Below are 20,908 nucleotides of genomic sequence, written 5' to 3'. Positions count from 1 at the left end.
ATTACTTAATACCTATCTCGCTTCATCCGCCAAATAAATCACTGTTTCGGTGGCCTTTTGCATATCTTGAACAGATACCCATTCATGTTTGCTATGGAATGCATGTTCTCCAGCGAAGATATTGGGACAAGGTAAGCCCATGAAGGTTAATCGTGAACCATCTGTACCACCACGGATGGAAGTTAATGTAGGTTCTAATCCAGCTCTTTCCATGGCACTTAAGGCAAATTCAAGGCATTCACGATGATTAACCAGGATTTCATTCATGTTACGGTATTGTTCTTTTTGCTCATATGTAAAAGATGAATTTGGGTAAGTGCTCAAAATTTCCTTGGTTAATGAAATGATGAATTCTCCGTATAGCGGTAAATTTTTTGTATCAAAATCCCTTAATATAAAATCTATTTTGGCTTCTTCGACGGTTCCTTGAATACCAACTGGGTGGATAAAACCTTCTTTGCCTTCGGTTGTTTCTGGACTTAATTCTTTGTTGGGCAGTGCAGTAATAATCTCTGATGCGATTTTGATGGCACTTTCCATTCGGTTTTTGGCAAATCCCGGATGTTGAGAAACTCCTTTAATGGTCAAAGTAAATCCATCCGCAGAAAAGGTTTCGTTTTCTAAATGTCCACGTTTTTCTCCGTCTAAGGTGTAGCCATATTTGGCATTGATTTTCTTTAAATCTATTTGCTCGGTACCTCTACCCACTTCTTCATCTGGCGTAAAAACAATGGAAATAGGTCCATGTAGTACTTCGGGATGGCTTTGCCAAAAATGGACGGCATCCATGATTTCTGCTACTCCAGCTTTGTTATCTGCGCCAAGTAAGGTTGTTCCGCTGGCTGTCACAATATCATTGCCCATTTGCTCCAGCAAATCAGGGTGATCTTTGGCACGTAAGACTTGATTAGTATCATCTGGTAGAACAAGATCTTGGCCTTGGTAATTATGATGGACAATGGGTTTTACATGTTCACCGGAACAATCAGGAGAGGTATCGATATGAGCCAAAAAACATAAGGTAGGTTTGTCGATGGAAGTATTGGAAGGCAGAAAAGCATACACATAGCCATGTTCATCGGTATGAGCATTATCTAAACCCATTTTTTTTAATTCATCGACTAAAACAATTGATAGATTTTTTTGTTTTTCAGTAGAAGGGAAGGATGCAGAATTCGGATCTGATTGAGTATCAATTTGCACATATCTAAGAAATCGCTCTAAAGAAGTAAAAGAGTATTTTTTAATTTTTTGAGATAAATCGCTCATAAAGACTCGTTTTTTTTGAAATATATGAAGAAAAAATTGTGATAATTAAATTTATTTTTTTTGTATTTGTAAAGGTAAGCAACCTTTCAAAATTCCGTGTTATATTTATGGTTTCAATTTGTAAAATGTGCTATACTGTTTTCAAATTGAAAAGATTAGATCAAGTTAAAGCTTAATTAAATATGTCTCAAACTGCTGTTATCAACCTCGAGGGGAAATCGTATGAACTTCCAACTTTAGTAGGTTCTGAAAATGAAAAGGCGATTGATATTGCCAAATTACGTGATTTATCAGGTTTCGTGACCTATGATCCCGGATTTAAAAATACAGGAGCTACTAAAAGTGCCATTACCTATTTGGATGGTGAAGAAGGTATCCTTCGTTACAGAGGTTACAGTATTGAAGAATTAGCTGACAAAGCTACTTTTATTGAAGTGGCTTATTTACTTATTTATGGTGAATTACCTACTCAGGTCCAATTGGACGAATTTTCAGCAGCTATTTCTGCGGAGGCAAGCGTAAATACGGGTATTCATTCAATTTCCAATAATTTCCCAGTAGAGGCACACCCTATGTGTGTTATTTCAGCGGCAGTTGGCGCAATGTCTGCTTTTAATTCTACAGATGCTCCGGGTGACGATGAAAAAAGTATATTTAAATTATTGGCTCAGTTGCCAATCATGTCGACTTGGTCTTATAAAAAATCCTTAGGTGAAGATATCGTCCAACCTGATGCATCTTTGGACTATGTATCTGGATTTTTGAAATTGATGTTTGCGAAAGCAGGTGCTGATTATCAAGTGGATACGGTTGTTGCTAAAGCTTTGAATAAATTATTGATTTTACATGCTGATCATGAGCAAAACTGTTCTACATCTACTGTACGTTTGGTAGGTTCATCTCATGCTAATTTATACGCATCTATTTCAGCAGGTATCAATGCTTTGTGGGGTCCATTGCATGGTGGTGCTAATCAAGAGGTGATTGAAATGTTGGAAGCAATTAAAGCAGATGGTGGTGATACTGATAAGTACATCGCGATGGCAAAAGATAAGAATTCAGGTTTCCGTTTAATGGGATTTGGTCATAGAGTGTACAAAAACTTTGATCCTCGTGCTAAAATTATTAAAAAAGCAGCTGATGATGTGTTAAAAGCATTAGGTGTGAATGATCCAGTTTTATCTATCGCTCAAAAATTGGAAGAAGCGGCTTTGAACGACGAGTATTTTGTAGCTCGTAAATTATATCCAAATGTTGACTTTTATTCAGGTATTATCTACCGTGCATTAGGAATTCCAACGAATATGTTTACCGTTATGTTCGCGATTGGTCGTTTACCAGGTTGGATTGCTCAATGGAAAGAAATGAGAGTGAATAAAGAGCCAATAGGTCGTCCTAGACAAATTTATACGGGCGCTACTTCTAGAGACTTTGTAGAAATTGCTCAGAGATAATTAAAATGTTTTAACATATTTTAAGTCAAAAAGGCTTCTCAAAAGAGAAGCCTTTTTTGTTTTATCGTATTTATAAGCCTAATTTTGCCAGACTTATGCGAATACAACTTCATCATAGTCCTATCAAATGCTTAGCCATCTTCATTCTATTATTGATTGGCATCAATACCAAAGCGCAAGAAGATTCCACTGGTTTAGCTTCCTTTTACAGTAAACGTCTAAATGGACGCAGAACCACTTCTGGAGAAAAGTTTAATTCAAATAAATTTACCTGTGCCCACCGAACCTATCCGTTTAATTCATGGTTGGAAGTGACATCCCTACGAACACAAAAGAAAACCTATGTTCGTGTCAATGATCGTGGACCTCATAAAAAAACACGATTAATTGATGTTTCTTATATTGCTGCCAAAGAATTAGGTATCATTGGTACAGGTATCGCTGCTGTGAAAGTTCGCCTGCTTGGAGAAAAAGAATTAACAGATTCTTTATTGGCGGTTTTGAAAAAGAAAGAGAAGAAGAAGTTAGGTAAAAGTAAATAGGTAAAAGATGATGAATACCTATTACCTATTACCTATTACCTTTTACCTATTACCTTTTACCTATTAATACGAATTAAGTGTTAAAATTTTCAGTAAGCTAAATTCAAATAATTTGATAACTAGCCAATTTTAAATTTACTTTTTCACTCTTCATTTTACAGAAATGCAATTTTCGGGCTAATTCTTTTTCTATGGCATTTCTTTTTTTGAAAAAAAAGAAACAAAAAAACTTTTTTGTTTTGCTTAATCCAAGACGAATCCGTCAGCTAGAGCTGACTGACCGATTTTCACTTCGCTCACGGCTATTTTCTTTGACCCTGTCGCACATCGCCCATGCGCATTGTCAAAGCTCCGCCTTGCCGCTACGTTCAAATCTTTCGTTAGGATTAAGCGTTGGCATAAATGAATATTTCGATTGATTGATTGATTGATTGATTGATTGATTGATTGATTGATTGATATGTTTTTTAACCCTTAATTCCTATTATTACCTATTACCTATTACCTATTACCTATTACCTATTACCTATTACCTATTACCTATTACCTATTACCTATTACCTTTTACCTATTACCTATTATCTATCATCTATAATCTCAATCTCAATCCTGCGTTTTTTAGCTTGATTTTTAGAGGACGATTGTGAATAGCCAAAACCTTGAAATGTAATTCGATCATTGGATATTCCTTGCTGAATTAAATAAAGTTTGACAGATAAGGCACGTTTTTCAGATAGAATTTGATTCAATTCTTCTGTGCCATTTTCATCGGTATGGCCACTGATTTTTACTTTTTGTTGAGTATATTCTTTTAAATAAAGGACCAATTCCTTTAAACTATTGGGTGTTTTAGAGGGTAATTCCCATTGATTGCTATCAAATTGGATATCTTCAAATTGTAAACTTTCGAATGTTTTCGATTGGAGAGGCTTTTCTACTATAGGAGGTGGTTTTAACCAAAATTCGTCAGGAATATTGACCGAATAGATTAAATCTTTTCCGCTCAAAGAACTGCTGATGAAATATTCATTTGACTGCGTGCCTACACATATTCCCGCATCATCTTTGATCGAGTTTAATGGTTTGATATTTTGAGAAAGCCCAAATATATTATCAGTTAGTAAACTTTGATAAAAATCTAAACCTCCTAGACCTCCTTTTTGATCGCTTGAAAAAATGAGAATCTTTTTATCTTCTAGATAAAATGGACTTTGCTCATCAAATTGGGTGTTGATGTGATTTCCGAGGTTTATAGGAATTTGCCAAATGCCTTGTTGATTTCTTTGGGAAATCCATATATCTTTTTTGCCTTTTCCACCTGGTCTATCTGAAGAAAAATACAAAGAGTTTCCATCTTTGCTTAGATTGGGGTGTCCTTCCCAATCATGGGAATTAATGAGATATCCTAAATTCTTTGGCTTTGTCCAATTATTTCCATTCCAAAGTGTTTCGAATAAATCACATCCTCCGTATGTATTTGGATAATCGCAGGCAGAGAAAATCATCCTTGTACCATCAGTGGAAAGGCTAGGTGTCCCTTCATTATTTTCTTGATTTAACTCTTGAATATTTTGAGGAACTTGAAATTGATTGTTCGTAAAAGAAGAGACAAATAAATCTTCATCTCGATGTGTACTTTCTCTGGCTGTAAAATAGATGGACTTATGGGCATCCGAATAGTTCGGGAAATATTGAGATTTGTATTGATTCAGTGGGGTTAATGGAATTTTTTGAATGATTTTTGAACTATCTATTTGGGTAAATAGTGATAAACAAGAAATCAAACAAAAGCCTATCATACTAAGGAATTTGTAAAAATTTGTGGGTTTGTACCGAAATATTCCATGCTGGATTTGATTTAACAAAATCAACAATCAAAGGATTATTTTCTATTTGTTTTGACCATTCTGGTTGCAACAATAAAAGGGCTTTGGAAGGAATTTTGGGAATAAAAGTTTCTGCCCATGCAATATCTGAAGGATGATACACAACTACTTTCAATTCATCAACCAAGTCAAAAATTCCAATGTTCGCATCTTTGAATTTCTTTGGGGAAAAACAAACCCAATCCCAACTTCCCGTCACTTCTTTGCAAACACCCGATGTTTCAATATGTGTCCGAAATCCTGCTTCTTGAAAAGCATTGGTCAAAGGATTCAAATCATGCATCAAAGGTTCTCCGCCAGTAATAACAACTATCCGACCTGGGAATACCGAGGCTTCATCCAATAATTGTTGTACAGATTTGCGTGGATGGGAATCAATTGGCCAAGATTCTTTGACATCACACCAATGACATCCTACTTCACAACCTCCTAAACGAATAAAATAAGCAGCATGTCCTTGATATTTCCCTTCCCCTTGAATCGTATAAAAAGATTCCATCACAGGGTATTGAAAATCATTTCTTTTTAACTCGCTTTTTATATCTTTGAAGTCTGATTGCATTTTTTGATAATTAGCTAGTAAAATTAAGCTTTGATTTGTAATTAAACTAATAGAGTTACGTTCTTTCCATGGGTATTCTAACTCTTTGATAAATTAATGACAAAAAAATCTCTTCTAAGATTTATTGGATTATGTTCAATTGGACTAGTGTCATTATTGAGTTTAAATGCTTGTTGGTCAGCCAGATGCCCAAGAGAAACCTGTCGAGTGCAGGTAGAACATAGGCATGGCGACAGGTATTATAGACCTCGTCAAGCATTTTCATGGATGTATACGCCACGTTATAAACACGTTCGAACTTCTAATTATGCCGGTGCTGGTCCCAATCAAGTAGAAACAAAAAAAGCTTGGTACAAAAAAATATTGCCTACAAAAAAGACGAATAAACCCCGAAATTAATGACGACAAAAATCGTACTAGGAGCTGGGGTTATTAATCAAACACCCTTGGATTGGAAAGGTAATTTATTGCGCATTACCCAATTGGTGAATGATGCACATTCCAAAAAGATTGATATTCTCTGTTTACCAGAATTAAGCCTATGTGGTTATGGATGCGAAGATCAATTTTTATCCAATTTTACCATCGAAAAATCTTGGGAGTCTTTATTGAAATTATCCCAAACCGTGTCCAACACTTTAGTTTGGGTCGGATTACCCGTTTTATTTCAAGGACAACTTTACAACGTAGCAGCTTGTTTGTATAATCATCAAATTCAAGCCTTAATTCCTAAACAATTTTTGGCGAATGATGGAGTTCATTATGAACCACGATGGTTCAAACCTTGGCCTCAAAATCAACGAGAAATTTTTGTCAAAGATGGTTTATCTGTTCCAATGGGCGATTATCGAATTCAATTCGGTGAATTGTGTTTGGGAATTGAAATTTGCCAAGATGCTTGGGAGGGTGTAAATCGTCCCGCACATGCTTTAGCTGAAAGAGGCGTTTCGATTATTTGTAATCCAACAGCCTCCCATTTTTCATTTGGAAAGTCAGTTATTCGTCAACATTTAGCCATTGAGGGTTCCAAAATTATTGGGGGTGCTTATGTTTTTGCCAATTTGTTGGGCAATGAATCAGGTAGAATTATTTTTGATGGAGATGCTTATATTGTTCATCAAGACAAGATTGTTGCGCAAACCCAACGTTTTTCGTTTAGGGATTCTGAATTAATCTTTGCAGAATTGGAATTAGACAAGCTGATTTCAAATGGAGAAGATGTGCTTGTCGTTGAAAAAGTGCATCACTCACATACCAATGTTGCTGAAAATTTTGATTTAGCTTCTTGGGAAATTTCTGACTATAAAAAAGAAGAAGAATTTGCAAGAGCTATTTCCTTAGGATTGTGGGACTACATGCGAAAATCATATTCCAATGGTTGGGTAATTTCTCTTTCTGGTGGTGCCGATTCCTCGGCCATTGCGAGTTTGTGTTATTTGAGTCTACAATTGGCTTCCAAAGATTTGTCCTTTGAACAAATACAACAGAAATTATCATTCATTCCATGGATTTCAGAGGTTTCTAATGTATCTGAATTGACAAGTAAAATATTAACCACCATGTATCAAGGAACGAAAAATTCTTCTCAAGATACCCGAGATTCTGCCAAAAAATTAGCAGATTTTATTCAATCTACTCATTGTGAGATTGAAATAGATGATTTAGTTGATGGTTATCGAGGCTTAATTGAAGGAGTTTTGCAGCGGGAATTAACTTGGGAGTTGGATGATGTTACTTTGCAAAACGTTCAAGCCCGTGTGAGAAGTCCAAGTATATGGATGTTGGCCAATATTAAAAATGCATTATTACTAGCTACTTCCAATCGGTCAGAAGCAAGTGTCGGATATGCTACGATGGATGGTGACACGTCTGGTTCGATTTCCCCGATTGCCGGTATCGATAAAAGCTTTATTCGTACCTGGTTAAAATGGTTGGAATATACGGGTTTGGATAATGAGCTAAAAGTATTGGGATTGTCATCTGTTAATCAATTAGAACCGAGTGCTGAATTGAGGCCTTTGGCAAGTAAACAAATTGATGAAGAGGATTTAATGCCTTATCCCATCTTAAATTCGATTGAAAGATGGGCGTTCTATCATAAACTTTCACCCAAGGAATGTTTCAGAAATTTGGTCATAGAGTATGGGAATCAGTTTTCTGAAGAGAAATTAATGGAATTTTGCCAAAGATATTTCCGACTTTGGGCTAGAAACCAATGGAAAAGAGAACGATATGCACCAGGATTTCATGTGGACGATTATAGTTTAGATCCCAAATCGTGGTTACGTTTTCCTATTTTATCTGGTGGACTAGAAAAAGATTTATTTTAACAATTAGGCATGTTATTAGTCGTAGATATAGGTAATACCGATATAGTTTTTGGTTTTTATGAAAATGGGAATTGGAAAGAAATCCTTCGATCTTCTACCCATCAACCTTGGACTGCCATGCGAATGGAAACTTGGATTCGGCAAGAATGGATGGAAAAGAAAATTGGTTCCATCAAGCCAGAGAAATTAACGATATCTTGTGTAGTACCAGGAATCCTTTCTCAAATACAAAGGGGATTAGAGGCCTGGTTAGGAATTCAAGCACTTGTGGTGGCCAATCCGATTTATCATTTGCCTTATTTTCCTGTGCAAGTGATTTCTCCCGATGAAATTGGTTCCGATTTGGTAGCTAATTCCGTTTATGCCTTTGAAAATTATCAAACAGATGTTTTAATTGTCGATTTTGGTACAGCTTTGACCTTTACTTTGGTTAATTCTAAGGGAAAAATGGAAGGCGTTTCGATAGCTCCTGGACTAAAAACTGCTGTAAAATCCTTATTTTCTCAAACGGCTCAATTGCCAGAAGTACCCTTAGAAGTTCCTAAATCTGCTTTGGGTTATGATACCGTTTCTGCTATTCAAGCAGGTATTTTATGGGGGTATGTGGGTATGGTGAAAGAAATGATTTTTCGAGTAAAAGAAGAAAAAGGAGAACATATAAAAGTCATTGCTACTGGAGGTTTATCATCAATATTGACACCTCTACAATCGTATTTCGACGAAGTAAATAAATTAATCACTCTTGAAGGTTTGCGCATTATTTCGCAAAAAAAATTATCATGACAATTTCTACTCCTAAGTCGGAAAAGTATTTTTTTCCAGCAGAATGGCATCCGCATGTTGCTACTTGGTTGACTTTTCCTCACAATGATCATTCATGGCAAGAAGGTAAATTGGCTTCTATGTATCCCGAATATTTTGCTTTGATAAAAGCAATTTCTCAAGGTGAACATGTTCATTTAAATGTCAATGATGAAACATTGGAATCCTTTATTTTATCTCAATTGCCCGTTTACGGTATCGATGAAAATAGAATTTCATGTCATATCAACCCTACCAACGATGCTTGGTGCAGAGATCACGGGCCTTCTTTTTTAGTTAAAAAAAATAGTTCGGAGCGCTTAATGTTGGATTGGGAATACAATGCTTGGGGTGGAAAATATCCCCCTTTTGATGATGATAATCGTTTACCTAGAACCATTGCACAAACGTTAGATTTACCCATTGTTAGTCCAGGAATCATCATGGAAGGTGGTTCAGTGGAATTCAATGGGGCAGGTACAGTCTTGACGAGTCGTTCTTGCTTATTAAATCCAAATCGGAATCCACATTTAAGTCAAGCGGAAATAGAACGCTATTTGTGCGATTATTATGGAGTAGAACAAGTTTTATGGGTTTCGGACGGAATAGTTGGTGATGATACAGACGGACATATTGACGATACAGTACGATTTGTGAATGAAGATACGGTAATCACTATGGTAGAGCCTAAAGTAGATGATGATAATCATGCAGTTTTGGCTCAAAATCTGAAGGAATTAAAAGAAATGCGGTTGATTTCTGGAAAGCCCTTGAATATTGTGGAAATTCCAATGCCAGACCCTGTCATCATCGATGAGTTTAGAGCGCCGGGTTCATATGCCAATTTTTATATCTGTAATGCTGCTGTCATTGTTCCAATTTTTGATTGTCCGCAGGACGAATTTGCCCTTCAAACCTTATCAAAATTATTCACTGATCGTAAGATAATCGGTTTGTCGGCTAGGGAAATTATTTGGGGCCAAGGGAGTTTTCATTGTTTAACTCAGCAAGAACCACAGTCTTGTCTATGAAACACTCCATCTTAATTTTAATGTTTTGTTCGGTGATGTTGGGAGCGTGTCAACGAAAGTCTCTTCCAATGAATCAAAAACCTGTTAATGAGGTTGTGAAGGCCCAAGCATCTAAGCGAATTAGTAAGCAGATTATTTTGAGTTTGAAAAGCCTTAAAGCGAATGATATTCAAGAAAATATTACTTTTTCAGATGAGCTGTTATTGAATTACTCCATTTCTGTGATAGAAGGAAACAAAATTATTCAAACTTCTGCAGCGATCAAAAAATTGGGTAAAATTAAGCAAGGAGATGAAATCAATTTGGATTCATTGCATTTACCCGCGATGCGACTGTTGAAAAATCAGAAATTAGGGATACAATTATCCTTGTGGGAAATAGATGATTATGACCAAATTTCGAAGACCTTGAATCAGGTGAATACATTTGGGGGCATTCTTCAGGTGCCGATTGCATTGGCGGAGTGGAGTGCCGTGAGTAATCCATTGGGATGGTTTTTGTGGGGAACGAGAGCTGGAGGAATGGGGATGTATTTTTTATCTAAATTTGATCAAAATGATTTGCTAGGCGTTTCTGAATTGATTTGGGACTTTGAAGAAATACCAAATGGGAAGGTCAACAGATTCAAAAGAGGAAATTGGAAAGGCGGAAAAAATGCCTTAGATAGCTATGATTATCAATTTTCGTATCATATAATTTCAGTGGCGAATTAAATAAAATATTTTATTGAGTATAATTCGTAATTTTACAGGCTGCTTTTCGTTTTAACGAAATAGCCTTCATGCAAATTAGTTAACATGTCAATTAAGAACATATTTAAAGTTTACATTTTCCTTTTCTTTTCTCTGTTGGGTAATTCAATTTTTGCTCAAACAAAAGATATCATTCAATTAGGTCCTAAAAAAATCAGTTCTGAACGTTTTTTGTCCGATTATCGAAGATTAATTGAAAGTGATAGTGTACGTGCTGAAAATAAGGATAAGTTTTTACAAGATTATATCGATTATCATTATAAAATATTATCCGCGGAATTAACCAAAATTCCTGAATCAGTAGGTTTTCAAGAAGAATATCAAGGATTTCGAAAGGAACTGGCAAGTCCGTATTTAATTGATAATGAAAAAGTGGATGAATTCGTTAAAGAGGCCTATTCTCGATTAAAAGATGAAAAACAAGTAGCGCATATTTTGGTGAAATTACCTGCCAATCCAAGTCCTGGCGACACCCTAATTGCTTATCAAAAAATTGAAAATATTTACAAAAAGTTGAAATTAAATGAAGATTTTTCAGCAGTTGCACAAAAATATTCCGAAGATGATTTGACCGCTGCCAAAGGTGGAAATTTAGGTTATATAACTAGTTTACAGACACAATATGCCTTTGAAAATACGGTCTATCAATTGGGTTTAGGGTCTTTTTCTAGACCTGTTCGAACAAAAACAGGTTATCATATTATTAAATTGATCAATCAACGACCGAATCAGGGAAAGATACGATTAGCCCATATTTTGGTGTCTGTCGCTGTCAATGCCAATACCAACCTACAAGTAGAAGCCAAAAAGAGAATCGAACAAGTGGAAGCATATTTGGCAGCTGGTGAATCCTTTGAAGTGGTTTGTAAGAATTATTCGGAAGATCCATATTCTACAGGTCGGGGAGGAGAGCTTCGCCGATGGTATTATTCTTCTGATTTAAGTGAGGAATTACAGGATAAACTTTTTGGCTTGCAGCGTTTGGGTGATATTTCGAAACCTATTCGAACCAATCTTGGCTGGCAAATTTTTAAGTTATTGGATAAAAAGCCTTTGTTGACCTTTGATGAAATGAGTGAATACCTTCGTCAAAAGGTAACGACAGACCCCGAACGCGCGAATTTGATTCGATTGGCATTTATGAAACGGGTTCGTAAAGAAAATAGTTTAGTGGTCAATGAGATCAATAAAAAAATGGCTATTGATCGTTTTACTCGGGACCGAGTTGGGGATGAACCTTTTTTGAAATATAATCTATTTCAGATTTCGGATAGATCCTTTTCCATTCAAGATTTTTATAGTTTCATAGTTGCCCAACAAAAACGCAAATTAAAGGAACTTGGATTTTTACCTAGTATTTCTGAGGCAGATTGGTTGGATGAGTTCATTGATCAAAATACCTTACAATTAGAGGAACAGCAGTTGGAGAAAAAATATCCAGCATTTAAAGAGCAAATGCAGGAGTTTTTAGAGGGCAGTCTTTATAGTAAAATCACGGAAAAGATGATTTATGAACCTTCTTTGGATTCATTGAATCAATCTAATTATTACAAGGCTCATTCAACTGAGTTTATTTTACCAGCACGAGTATATGCCAAATTTATTTCAGCAGATAGTCCAAAAACATTAGCAGATGCATTGGATTTATTGAAAAATGCGCCTTATCCAATGAATAAAAGGTATCCAGATGTTACTTTTAAATTGGGTACGAGTGATTTAACTGATAACGCTAAAAAGTTGATTTCCGAATTGCAATTGGTAATGTTGAAAAATAAAGACTATGTTTTGGAGGTTTCAGGACATATAGATGCTTCAGAAATGGATACCTTAATAGCTTCTAGAATAAATAAGATTGTGAAGGAAATTAGTAAGAAAGGTATTCTTTCTCATCGATTTATTGAAAAAGAAGAAGGTAAATTAAGTCCAATATCGAAAACCGATAAAGCCAAAAATGCTCGAGTTAGTTTTAAATTTTATTCGCAATCAATGGAAGATGTGGTGAAACGATTTAATTCCATCAAACCGAATAGTTTAGAGGCAAAAGAGTTATATTTTTACAAAGGTGATAATGTTTTTGTGGATGCATCTGAATCCCAAATTGGCAAAAGAAACATAGAAGACAATGGTAGAAATGTCTATGTTGAAATAATTAAGTCGGAACCTGAACGAATTAAGAGTTTTGATGAGTCTAGAAGTACAATTATTCGTAACTTGCAAGTTAAGTTTGAAAAAGAGTGGATGGAAAATTTGAAAAAGTCCCATCCAGTAGAAATAAAGCAAGAAGAACTACAAAAATTAATGCAATAGAAATTATATGATGAAATTGACAAAGTGGGTATGCCTTTTAGGATTGGTTTTAAGTAGTGGAATGGCATATTCTCAAGATGAGAAAAAAGGTGAATTGTTGGATAAGATTGTGGCGAAGGTGGATAACCATTTTGTGCTAAAATCGGAAGTAGAACAACAATATCAACAGTATCAAGTAAGTGGTCAACCCAATACTCCGGGAAAATGCCAAATTTTGGAGAGTTTGGTGATTAACAAATTGATGCTTGCAAAAGCAGAAATTGACTCTGTTATTGTCGAAGATAAAAGGGTAGAAGCAGAGTTAAACTCTAGAATGGAACAAATGGAGCAACAATATGGATCTTCCAAGAATATTGTTGAAGCCTTTGGAAAATCAATCATTAATTTGAAAGAAGATTTACGAGTTTCATTAAAGGAGCAATTGACTGGCCGAAAAATGCAAGAAAAAATTTCGGAGAATGTCAAAATTACTCCGAAAGAAGTAGAAGCATTTTTCAATTCCATTCCCAAAGATTCCTTGCCTTATTTGCCATCGGAAGTGGAGGTTGGTCATATCGTTCGCCTAGCGAAACCGAATGCCAATGAAAAACAAGATTTAATTAACAAGCTTTTGGACTACAAAAAACGAATTGAAAAGGGGGAAGCCTTTGAAGATTTGGCCAAACTTTATTCGGAAGATTTGGGTAGTGGAAGAAAAGGTGGCGATTTAGGATTTTCTAAGCGTGGACAAATGGTAGCACCTTTTGAAGCTGCTGCTTTAAAGTTGAAACCTAATATGATGTCAGATATCATCGAATCTGAATTTGGTTTTCACTTAATTCAATTGTTGGAAACGCGTGGTCAAGAATATCATGCCAGACATATTTTATTGCGTCCTGATTATCAAAAATTGGATTTAACTGAACCTACTAAATTTTTGGACAGTATTCGAGTTTTGATTCAAAGAGATTCCTTGAAATTTGATCGTGCTGCTGCCTTACATTCGGAGGACAAAATGACACAGGATGCTGGAGGAATGTTATTGGATCCAAGTACTAGAACCATGCGAATTCCTTTTGATAGCAGCATGGAACCGGGGTTGTATTTTTCTTTAGATTCCATGACAGTAGGAACTGTTTCTGCACCGATTTCTTATCGTACAGAAGATGGCCGTAGTGCGGTGAGGATTTTATTTTACAAAGTAAAACATCCACCTCATTTTGCTAATTTAAACGACGATTATCAAAAATTATCTGTGATAGCATTGAACCGAAAAAGAAATGATGCGATTGATAATTGGTTTTTAACAGCCAAAAAAGATGTGTTCATTTACATTGACGAGGATTATGTAGATTGTAAAATTTTAAGTGGCGAGTCCCGAAGCGAATAAGGATGGGAAATGATGTTCAATTAGCCGAAAACTTATCCAATCACTTTGAATTACTTAAAAAAGAAATATCAAAGCGAATTGTTGGTCAACATCAAACCGTTGAATTATTAATTAATGCCCTTTTTAGTAAAGGGCATTGTTTATTGGTGGGTGTTCCTGGTTTAGCCAAAACTCGTTTGGTTCAAACCTTATCCTCCCTAATTGATCTAGATTTCCATCGCATTCAATTTACGCCAGATTTGATGCCTTCTGACATTATTGGAACTGAAATGTTGGATAATCAACGAAACTTTATTTTCAATAAAGGTCCTGTTTTCACCAATATTGTCTTAGCTGATGAGATAAATCGAACGCCACCCAAAACTCAATCTGCCTTATTGGAAGCCATGCAAGAACAGACCGTTTCTGTTGGTGGTATTAGTCATGAATTACCTAATCCATTTTTTGTTTTAGCAACTCAAAATCCGATTGAGCAGGAGGGGACTTATCCGCTTCCAGAGGCACAGTTGGACCGATTTTTGTTCATGCTTAAATTGGATTATCCTTCTTACCAAGAAGAATTAGAAGTAGTAAAAATGAATAATTCAGAGGACCATGATGTAAGTCATTCGATTTTAACCATACATCAGTTGTTGGAGTATCAAGAATTGGTTCAAAAAGTCCCAGTGCCAGATCATTTAATTGAAACCGCTGTTAAATGGGTTCAATCCACTCGACCTACATCTGAAAAGGCAGCCAGCATTAGTAAAGAGTATATTTCTTGGGGCGCTGGACCTAGAGCATCTCAAAATTTAATTTTAGCAGCTAAATGTAGATCCATTCTACATGGTAGATTTTCTCCTAACTTAGAGGATCTTCGTTCTATCGCGATTCCCGTTCTCCAACATCGTATTATACCCAATTATAAAGCCGAGGCTAAAGGTTTTAGTGCTGAGGATTTGATAGGGGAAATTATTATGTAATTATGAATTTTCTATTTTTTTAAAATGATAATCATTTTAAAAACTAGTTCTCATCAATGATAAACTCTGATTCATCATTGATATTAAACCGCCACCGGAGCTTTAATTCCTGGATATGGATCATATCCTTCTAAAGTGAAATCTTCGAATTGGAATTCAAAAATATCTTTTACGGCTGGGTTGATTTTCATAATGGGCAAACTACGAGGTTCTCTAGTCAGTTGCAAGTCAACTTGCTCCATATGATTCGAATACAAATGGGTGTCTCCGCCCGTCCATACAAAATCTCCTAAACCTAAATCGCACACCTGAGCGACCATCATGGTTAATAAAGCATAACTTGCAATATTGAAAGGAACACCTAAAAATACGTCGGCAGATCTTTGGTATAATTGACAAGATAATTTACCATCTGCCACATAGAATTGGAAAAAGGCATGACAAGGCATCAATGCCATTTTAGGTAAATCGGCTACATTCCACGCGCTAACAATGATTCGTCTTGAATCTGGATTCTTTTTTAGGGTTTCAATAACATCCTTAATTTGGTCAATCACTTGCCCATTTGGCGCCTCCCATGATCTCCATTGCTTTCCGTAAACGGGTCCAAGATCTCCATTTTCGTCAGCCCATTCATCCCAAATACTCACATTGTTTTCTTTGAGATAAGCCGTATTCGTTTCTCCTTTTAAAAACCAAAGTAATTCATAGATGATTGATTTCAAATGGGTTTTTTTTGTCGTCACCAACGGAAATCCTTCTTCTAAATTGAATCGCATTTGATAGCCAAAGACACTGGTAGTGCCTGTACCAGTACGATCAGATTTATACGTTCCATTTGCCTTGATATGTTGCAGTAGATCTAAATATGCTTTCATTTTTATTCTTCGATTTTCTGCCCATTGATCATTAGGCTGTGTGTGATGATTGAACTTGGTTCTAATTGCGCTGTCGCTGAGCAGTATTTTTCCATGGATAATACAATGGCTTTTAAGGCCTTGATCGCGTCAATTTCACCTTTTAATTCAAATTGAATATTGATGGTACGAAATGGCGTTTTTTCAGTACCTTCAATTTTTTCTCTAGTTCCTGAAACACGGATTTGAAAATCTTCCACTATTTGTCGCTGTTTTTTTAGAATCAAAATGACATCAATGGCTGTACACCCGCCTAATCCCATTAACAATAATTCCATAGGTCTAGCACCTGCGTTATGCCCACCGATACCTTCTGCGGCATCTATATGAACAGGGATAGCGGAACTTCCCAATGCTTCAAAATGAAAATCTTTATCTAATCTATTTAATACTACTTCCATGTTATTTTAATTCTTTTGCTTTGATCTCTTTTTTCCAAAATTCTTTTCCTGTGGAGGAATATAAGGTAATCGTTAATGTGCGATCATTCATTGGACCCGAAACGGATAATATCGAAAATGCTCTATCCTCAATCGTAGTTCCTTCCACCAATTGCGCATTTTTGTCTAAAATATTTGCTTTTGCGCCACCCGCAGTAAATGGACTAACCGTTAAATCGTATAAAGGATAAGTACCTGGACGATCTAATTTCCACAAATTGGAAACATGACGGTCTCCAGATAAAAAGACTACGCCTTGAATTTTACGTTTTTGAATTTCGGTTAATAATTGATTTCGTTCTTTTTCGTAATTCGCCATATTTTCAAAAATCTTGGCTGGATTGATAATTTGACCACCATTGACCACTATTTTAAAAGGTGCTTTACTGGTTGTCATGGCATCTAACAACCAATTTAATTGCTTTTGTCCAAAGTAATCTTTGGCAGGATCGACCAAATCGTTAGGTGCTTTATTCCAACGATCATCCATTAAGAAAAATTCCACATCCGACCATTGAAATTGACCAGTGATGCCTTCATTGGGGAAAATATAATTTGGATTACCCCAATACATTTTAAATAATTCCAAAGAGGTATGTTTGTTGGCAAAGGATCTGTCGGCATCGTTCGGACCATAATCGTGGTCATCCCAAATGGCATAATGATGGGTGTTGGCTAATAATGCTTGAACCGATTTTTGACCTCGGGTGTGATCATTTCGGTGCATCATACCAGTCCGAGTATTCCAATCTGGTTCTCTGTAATAGAAATTATCACCACCCCAAATCATGAAATCTGGCTTTTTGTCGTACATAGCTTGATAAATTTCATCCGCACCACCGTATGGTCTTCCTGGCCTATCCGTTTCAGCTTCATTGATGTAATTGCAGGACCCAAAGACAAAGGAGAAATTAGGAGGATCTGATCTATACTGCCACAATGTTTGAGTTTGAAACTCCAAAGGATAATCAAATGCTACTTTTTTATTGTCGACCCATATTTCATAGGTGTATTTTTTTCCCATGCTTACCTGATCAGCAATCAATTTGGCAGAAAATGCTGATTTTTTTTCAGTTGTGATGGGTTCAGTACTAAATATTTGATTTTGACCTTTTTCATAATATTTCAATACGACCTTCGCTGATTTTTCTGTTTGAACCCAAACCAAAACTTCCTTCATTTCTGAATATCCCAACATAGGACCACTTTTGACTTGTGCGAAAACCGGACCAGAAACGACCCATAGTACGACGCAAATAAGTTGAAATGTTCGTTTAAAAAGTGAATTTGAATTCATTGATCAAAAGTTTAGATTATCTTTGTGCCTTAATTCAAAGCAAATGGCATATTACGCAATCCAAGGAATCCCTTTAGTTAATTTAGCACAAGAATTTGGTACACCTCTGTATGTATATGACGCTGACAAAATTAGAGAAAAAATCTCAGTTTTAAGAGACAGTTTTGCGCAAATTCCATTACATATCAAGTATGCATGTAAAGCGAATACGAACTTATCAATTTTGAGGTTGATGAAGCAAGAGGGCGTGGAGTTGGATGTGGTATCGCCTCAGGAATTGGAATTGGGTTTATTAGCAGGATTTCAAGGTTCTGAAATTACGTTTACACCCAGTGGCGTCGATTTTTCTGAAGTAGAATATGCGGTTGAAAATGGTGCCATTGTTAATTTGGATAATCTTTCCGTATTAGAAAAATTCGGAAAAAAATACGGTTCTAGTCAGCCATGCTTAATTCGAATCAAGCCACATGTTTTTGGTGGAGGGAACGAGAAAATTATGACGGCTCATCCGGAATCCAAATTTGGAATTTCGATTCATCAAAAAGCGGAAATTTTGGATTTAGTGAAAGAATATGGCATAAGAGTAATTGGATTACATCAACATACGGGTTCGGATATTAAGGATAGTTATACCTTTCAAGAAGCGGCTAAAGCGATTTTTGAATTTGCGATTGATTTCAAAGACTTGGAATTAATTGATTTGGGAGGTGGTTTTAAGGTACCATATTCGCCTCAAGATCCCGGAGTTAATATGCAGGAAGTAGGTCAGGGGATGGGAAATGCTTTTTTGAAATTTTGTGAGCAATATGGCAAACCATTGAAATTATGGGTAGAGCCAGGAAAATTCCTAGTGTCTGAAGCGGGAACCTTCTTAGCTTCTGCGACCGTGGTCAAAAATGATCCGATTAAAACTTTTTTGGGATTGAATACGGGTTTAAATCATTTGATTCGTCCAATGATGTACGGTTCTTTTCATTATATATTTAATGCGTCCAATGCCGATGAATCCCAAAAAGAAGAATATAGAGTGGTAGGTAATATTTGTGAAACCGACACCTTTTCTTTTGGTCTGGATGGAAAACAAAATGAACGCTTGTTGAATGTAGCTCAAGAAGGAGATGTCATTGCTTTTGCAAATGGCGGAGCCTATGGATTCACCATGGCTTCTCATTACAATTCCCGTTTTTTGCCAGCAGAGGTTTTAATCGATGGCGGCAAAGCTAAATTGATTCGTAAGAGAGAAACCATGGATGATATTTTAAGAAACCAGGTTTAATAAAGTACCCAAGTATCTTTGGAACCTCCACCTTGAGAAGAATTTACGACCAAGGATCCTTTTCTTAAAGCTACCCGAGTTAATCCACCTGGAATTACTTGAACACCATCTCCATATAAAATATAGGGCCTTAAGTCCACGTGCCTTCCTTCCGCATGGTCATTGATTAAACATGGAACTCGTGATAGTGAAATAGTTGGCTGAGCGATGTAATTTCTTGGATTTTCAATGATGTATTGTTTGAATTTCTCTTGTTCTTCTTTTGTTGATTTTGGTCCAATCAGCATGCCATATCCACCCGCCTCATTAGCCTCTTTGACCACTAATTTTTCGATATTTTCCAATACATAATTGCGATCCTTTTCTTCACCACAGATGTACGTTTCTACGTTAGGGATGATGGGGTCTTCTCCTAAATAATATTTGATAATTCTGGGAACATAGGCATATATTACTTTGTCATCTGCTACACCGGTTCCAGGAGCATTCGCCAAAGCCACTTTTCCATTTTTATACACATCAAAAATACCCGGTATTCCAATCAATGAATCCGGATTGAATGTCGTTGAATCTAAAAATGTGTCATCAATTCGTCGGTAAATCACATCCACAATTTGAAATCCTTTGGTCGTTCTCATTTTGACATACCCATCATGCACCACTAAATCACGTGCATCTACCAATTCTACGCCCATTTGTTGTGCCAAATAGGAATGCTCAAAATAGGCAGAATTATATATACCGGGTGTCAACACAACCACTGTTGGATCTGGTCGGTCACTAATAAATTGCAACATTTGAAGCAATTTGTGTGGATAATCTGAGATGGGTCTAATTTGCGTTTTGGCCACAACTTCAGGGAAGGTTTGTTTCAATAATTCCCTGTTCTCCAACATATAGGAAACCCCAGATGGACAACGTAAATTATCTTCCAAAACCATGTATTCTCCATCATTTCCCCTAATTAAATCAGTTCCAGTGATGTGAATCCAAATATTTTTGGGTGGTTTAATTCCCATACACGGCTCTAGAAAGTTTTTGGAAGAATAAATCACTTCTCTGGGAATTATCCCATCCTTGATGATTTTTTGATCTGAATAAATATCCGATAAAAATAAATTGAGTGCAGTAATTCGTTGCTTCAACCCTCGTTCTAATTTATCCCATTCATTCGAATTTAATATTCTAGGAATAATATCAACCGGCATAATCCGTTCGGTCCCTTCATTTTCAGCATATACATTGAAAGTGATGCCCATGGCCATAAGGGCTCTTTCAGCAGATAATTGTCTACGAGTAAATTCCTCTACACTTAATTGTTCTACTCGGTCCTTAAAGTGGCTGTAGCCTTCTCTAACTTGATTCTCGGAGGTGAACATTTCATCGAAAAATCCCTCGGTTTCATAATTGTTAAAACTGAAATTTGCCATTGATATAATTTTTTAGATGCATGATTAGGAATAATTTAAAATTTTATTTTCGATTATATTAAAAATATGAATAATAATTTTCAATTAGAATGGAATTAGACTTTTATTTATTGAAATGGTACAATTGTTTACCTAATACCTAATACCTATTACCTATTACTGACGGTGCCTGAAAAAAGTTGACACATCTTTCTTCTTTTTAAACAAGAAGAAACATGAAAAAAACATCATTTAGAGTTCAGCTGATCTTTTCGGAAGAACTTCGCAAAGAAGTTGTCAATCG

18 protein-coding genes are annotated in these 20,908 nt (G+C 36.0%); 11 read left to right on the top strand and 7 right to left on the bottom strand.

What is annotated here, in order from left to right; translation table 11 throughout:
- Positions 1 to 12: 12 nt before the first annotated feature.
- Positions 13 to 1,269 (bottom strand): peptidase T, encoded by a 1,257-nt coding sequence (gene pepT / locus V7S76_RS09620; protein ID WP_459509887.1) that lies wholly within the window; start codon positions 1,267 to 1,269, stop codon positions 13 to 15.
- Between the two features lie 182 nt (positions 1,270 to 1,451).
- Between pepT and V7S76_RS09615 the strand changes: the two genes are divergently transcribed.
- Both V7S76_RS09615 and V7S76_RS09610 read left to right on the top strand, forming a co-directional pair.
- Positions 1,452 to 2,723 carry a citrate synthase gene (locus tag V7S76_RS09615; RefSeq protein WP_459509886.1) on the top strand — a complete coding sequence of 424 codons (1,272 nt, stop codon included), beginning with the start codon at positions 1,452 to 1,454 and terminating at the stop codon, positions 2,721 to 2,723.
- Between the two features lie 95 nt (positions 2,724 to 2,818).
- Positions 2,819 to 3,265 (top strand): septal ring lytic transglycosylase RlpA family protein, encoded by a 447-nt coding sequence (locus tag V7S76_RS09610; protein WP_459509885.1) that lies wholly within the window; start codon positions 2,819 to 2,821, stop codon positions 3,263 to 3,265.
- Between the two features lie 578 nt (positions 3,266 to 3,843).
- Here the strand turns inward: V7S76_RS09610 and V7S76_RS09605 are convergent.
- On the bottom strand, positions 3,844 to 5,064 hold the full coding sequence (locus V7S76_RS09605) for an OmpA family protein (RefSeq protein WP_459509884.1): 1,221 nt from the start codon (positions 5,062 to 5,064) through the stop codon (positions 3,844 to 3,846).
- Position 5,065: 1 nt separating this feature from the next.
- Positions 5,066 to 5,713 (bottom strand): 7-carboxy-7-deazaguanine synthase QueE, encoded by a 648-nt coding sequence (locus V7S76_RS09600; protein ID WP_459509883.1) that lies wholly within the window; start codon positions 5,711 to 5,713, stop codon positions 5,066 to 5,068.
- A 96-nt stretch (positions 5,714 to 5,809) separates the two neighbouring features.
- Here V7S76_RS09600 and V7S76_RS09595 point away from each other — a divergent pair, with 96 nt between their 5' ends.
- The 8 genes from V7S76_RS09595 (at position 5,810) to V7S76_RS09560 (ending at position 15,265) form a co-directional block, all read left to right on the top strand.
- Positions 5,810 to 6,112: a hypothetical protein gene (locus V7S76_RS09595; protein WP_459509882.1), complete on the top strand. Its 303-nt coding sequence runs from the start codon at positions 5,810 to 5,812 to the stop codon at positions 6,110 to 6,112.
- Positions 6,112 to 8,043 (top strand): NAD(+) synthase, encoded by a 1,932-nt coding sequence (nadE, locus tag V7S76_RS09590; protein WP_459509881.1) that lies wholly within the window; start codon positions 6,112 to 6,114, stop codon positions 8,041 to 8,043. The genes V7S76_RS09595 and nadE overlap by 1 nt, the downstream gene beginning before the upstream one ends.
- A gap of 9 nt (positions 8,044 to 8,052) precedes the next feature.
- A complete protein-coding gene (locus tag V7S76_RS09585) occupies positions 8,053 to 8,826 on the top strand; it encodes a type III pantothenate kinase (RefSeq protein WP_459509880.1) in 774 nt (257 codons plus the stop codon).
- Positions 8,823 to 9,875 (top strand): agmatine deiminase family protein, encoded by a 1,053-nt coding sequence (locus tag V7S76_RS09580; RefSeq protein ID WP_459509879.1) that lies wholly within the window; start codon positions 8,823 to 8,825, stop codon positions 9,873 to 9,875. Before V7S76_RS09585 ends, V7S76_RS09580 begins: the two co-directional genes overlap by 4 nt.
- Positions 9,872 to 10,588, top strand: coding sequence for a hypothetical protein (locus tag V7S76_RS09575; RefSeq protein WP_459509878.1), 717 nt, complete (start codon positions 9,872 to 9,874; stop codon positions 10,586 to 10,588). Before V7S76_RS09580 ends, V7S76_RS09575 begins: the two co-directional genes overlap by 4 nt.
- Positions 10,589 to 10,672: 84 nt before the next feature.
- Positions 10,673 to 12,934, top strand: a complete 2,262-nt coding sequence (locus V7S76_RS09570) for a peptidylprolyl isomerase (RefSeq protein ID WP_459509877.1) — start codon at positions 10,673 to 10,675, stop codon at positions 12,932 to 12,934.
- A 7-nt stretch (positions 12,935 to 12,941) separates the two neighbouring features.
- A complete protein-coding gene (locus V7S76_RS09565; RefSeq protein ID WP_459509876.1) occupies positions 12,942 to 14,303 on the top strand; it encodes a peptidylprolyl isomerase in 1,362 nt (453 codons plus the stop codon).
- Between the two features lie 2 nt (positions 14,304 to 14,305).
- Positions 14,306 to 15,265 (top strand): AAA family ATPase, encoded by a 960-nt coding sequence (locus tag V7S76_RS09560; protein ID WP_459509875.1) that lies wholly within the window; start codon positions 14,306 to 14,308, stop codon positions 15,263 to 15,265.
- A gap of 83 nt (positions 15,266 to 15,348) precedes the next feature.
- On the opposite strand, the gene V7S76_RS09555 is transcribed toward V7S76_RS09560, so the two are convergent.
- The 3 genes from V7S76_RS09555 to V7S76_RS09545 are packed head-to-tail and all read right to left on the bottom strand — an operon-like array spanning position 15,349 to position 17,919.
- Complete coding sequence (locus V7S76_RS09555; RefSeq protein ID WP_459509874.1) at positions 15,349 to 16,143, bottom strand: thymidylate synthase; 795 nt, start codon at positions 16,141 to 16,143, stop codon at positions 15,349 to 15,351.
- A gap of 2 nt (positions 16,144 to 16,145) precedes the next feature.
- Complete coding sequence (locus V7S76_RS09550; RefSeq protein WP_459509873.1) at positions 16,146 to 16,583, bottom strand: OsmC family protein; 438 nt, start codon at positions 16,581 to 16,583, stop codon at positions 16,146 to 16,148.
- A 1-nt stretch (position 16,584) separates the two neighbouring features.
- Positions 16,585 to 17,919 carry an alkaline phosphatase D family protein gene (locus tag V7S76_RS09545; protein ID WP_459509872.1) on the bottom strand — a complete coding sequence of 445 codons (1,335 nt, stop codon included), beginning with the start codon at positions 17,917 to 17,919 and terminating at the stop codon, positions 16,585 to 16,587.
- A 43-nt stretch (positions 17,920 to 17,962) separates the two neighbouring features.
- Between V7S76_RS09545 and lysA the strand changes: the two genes are divergently transcribed.
- Positions 17,963 to 19,195, top strand: a complete 1,233-nt coding sequence (gene lysA, locus V7S76_RS09540) for a diaminopimelate decarboxylase (RefSeq protein ID WP_459509871.1) — start codon at positions 17,963 to 17,965, stop codon at positions 19,193 to 19,195.
- Here the strand turns inward: lysA and V7S76_RS09535 are convergent.
- Entirely contained in the window at positions 19,192 to 20,625 is a 1,434-nt protein-coding gene (locus V7S76_RS09535) for a circularly permuted type 2 ATP-grasp protein (RefSeq protein WP_459509870.1), read from the bottom strand. The two genes, lysA and V7S76_RS09535, sit on opposite strands and share 4 nt — an antisense overlap.
- Positions 20,626 to 20,908: the final 283 nt, after the last annotated feature.

This window comes from Aquirufa sp. ROCK2-A2, from assembly GCF_054558485.1.
Note: the sequence above shows the minus strand (reverse complement) of the source record. Positions and strands in the feature narration are given on the sequence as shown.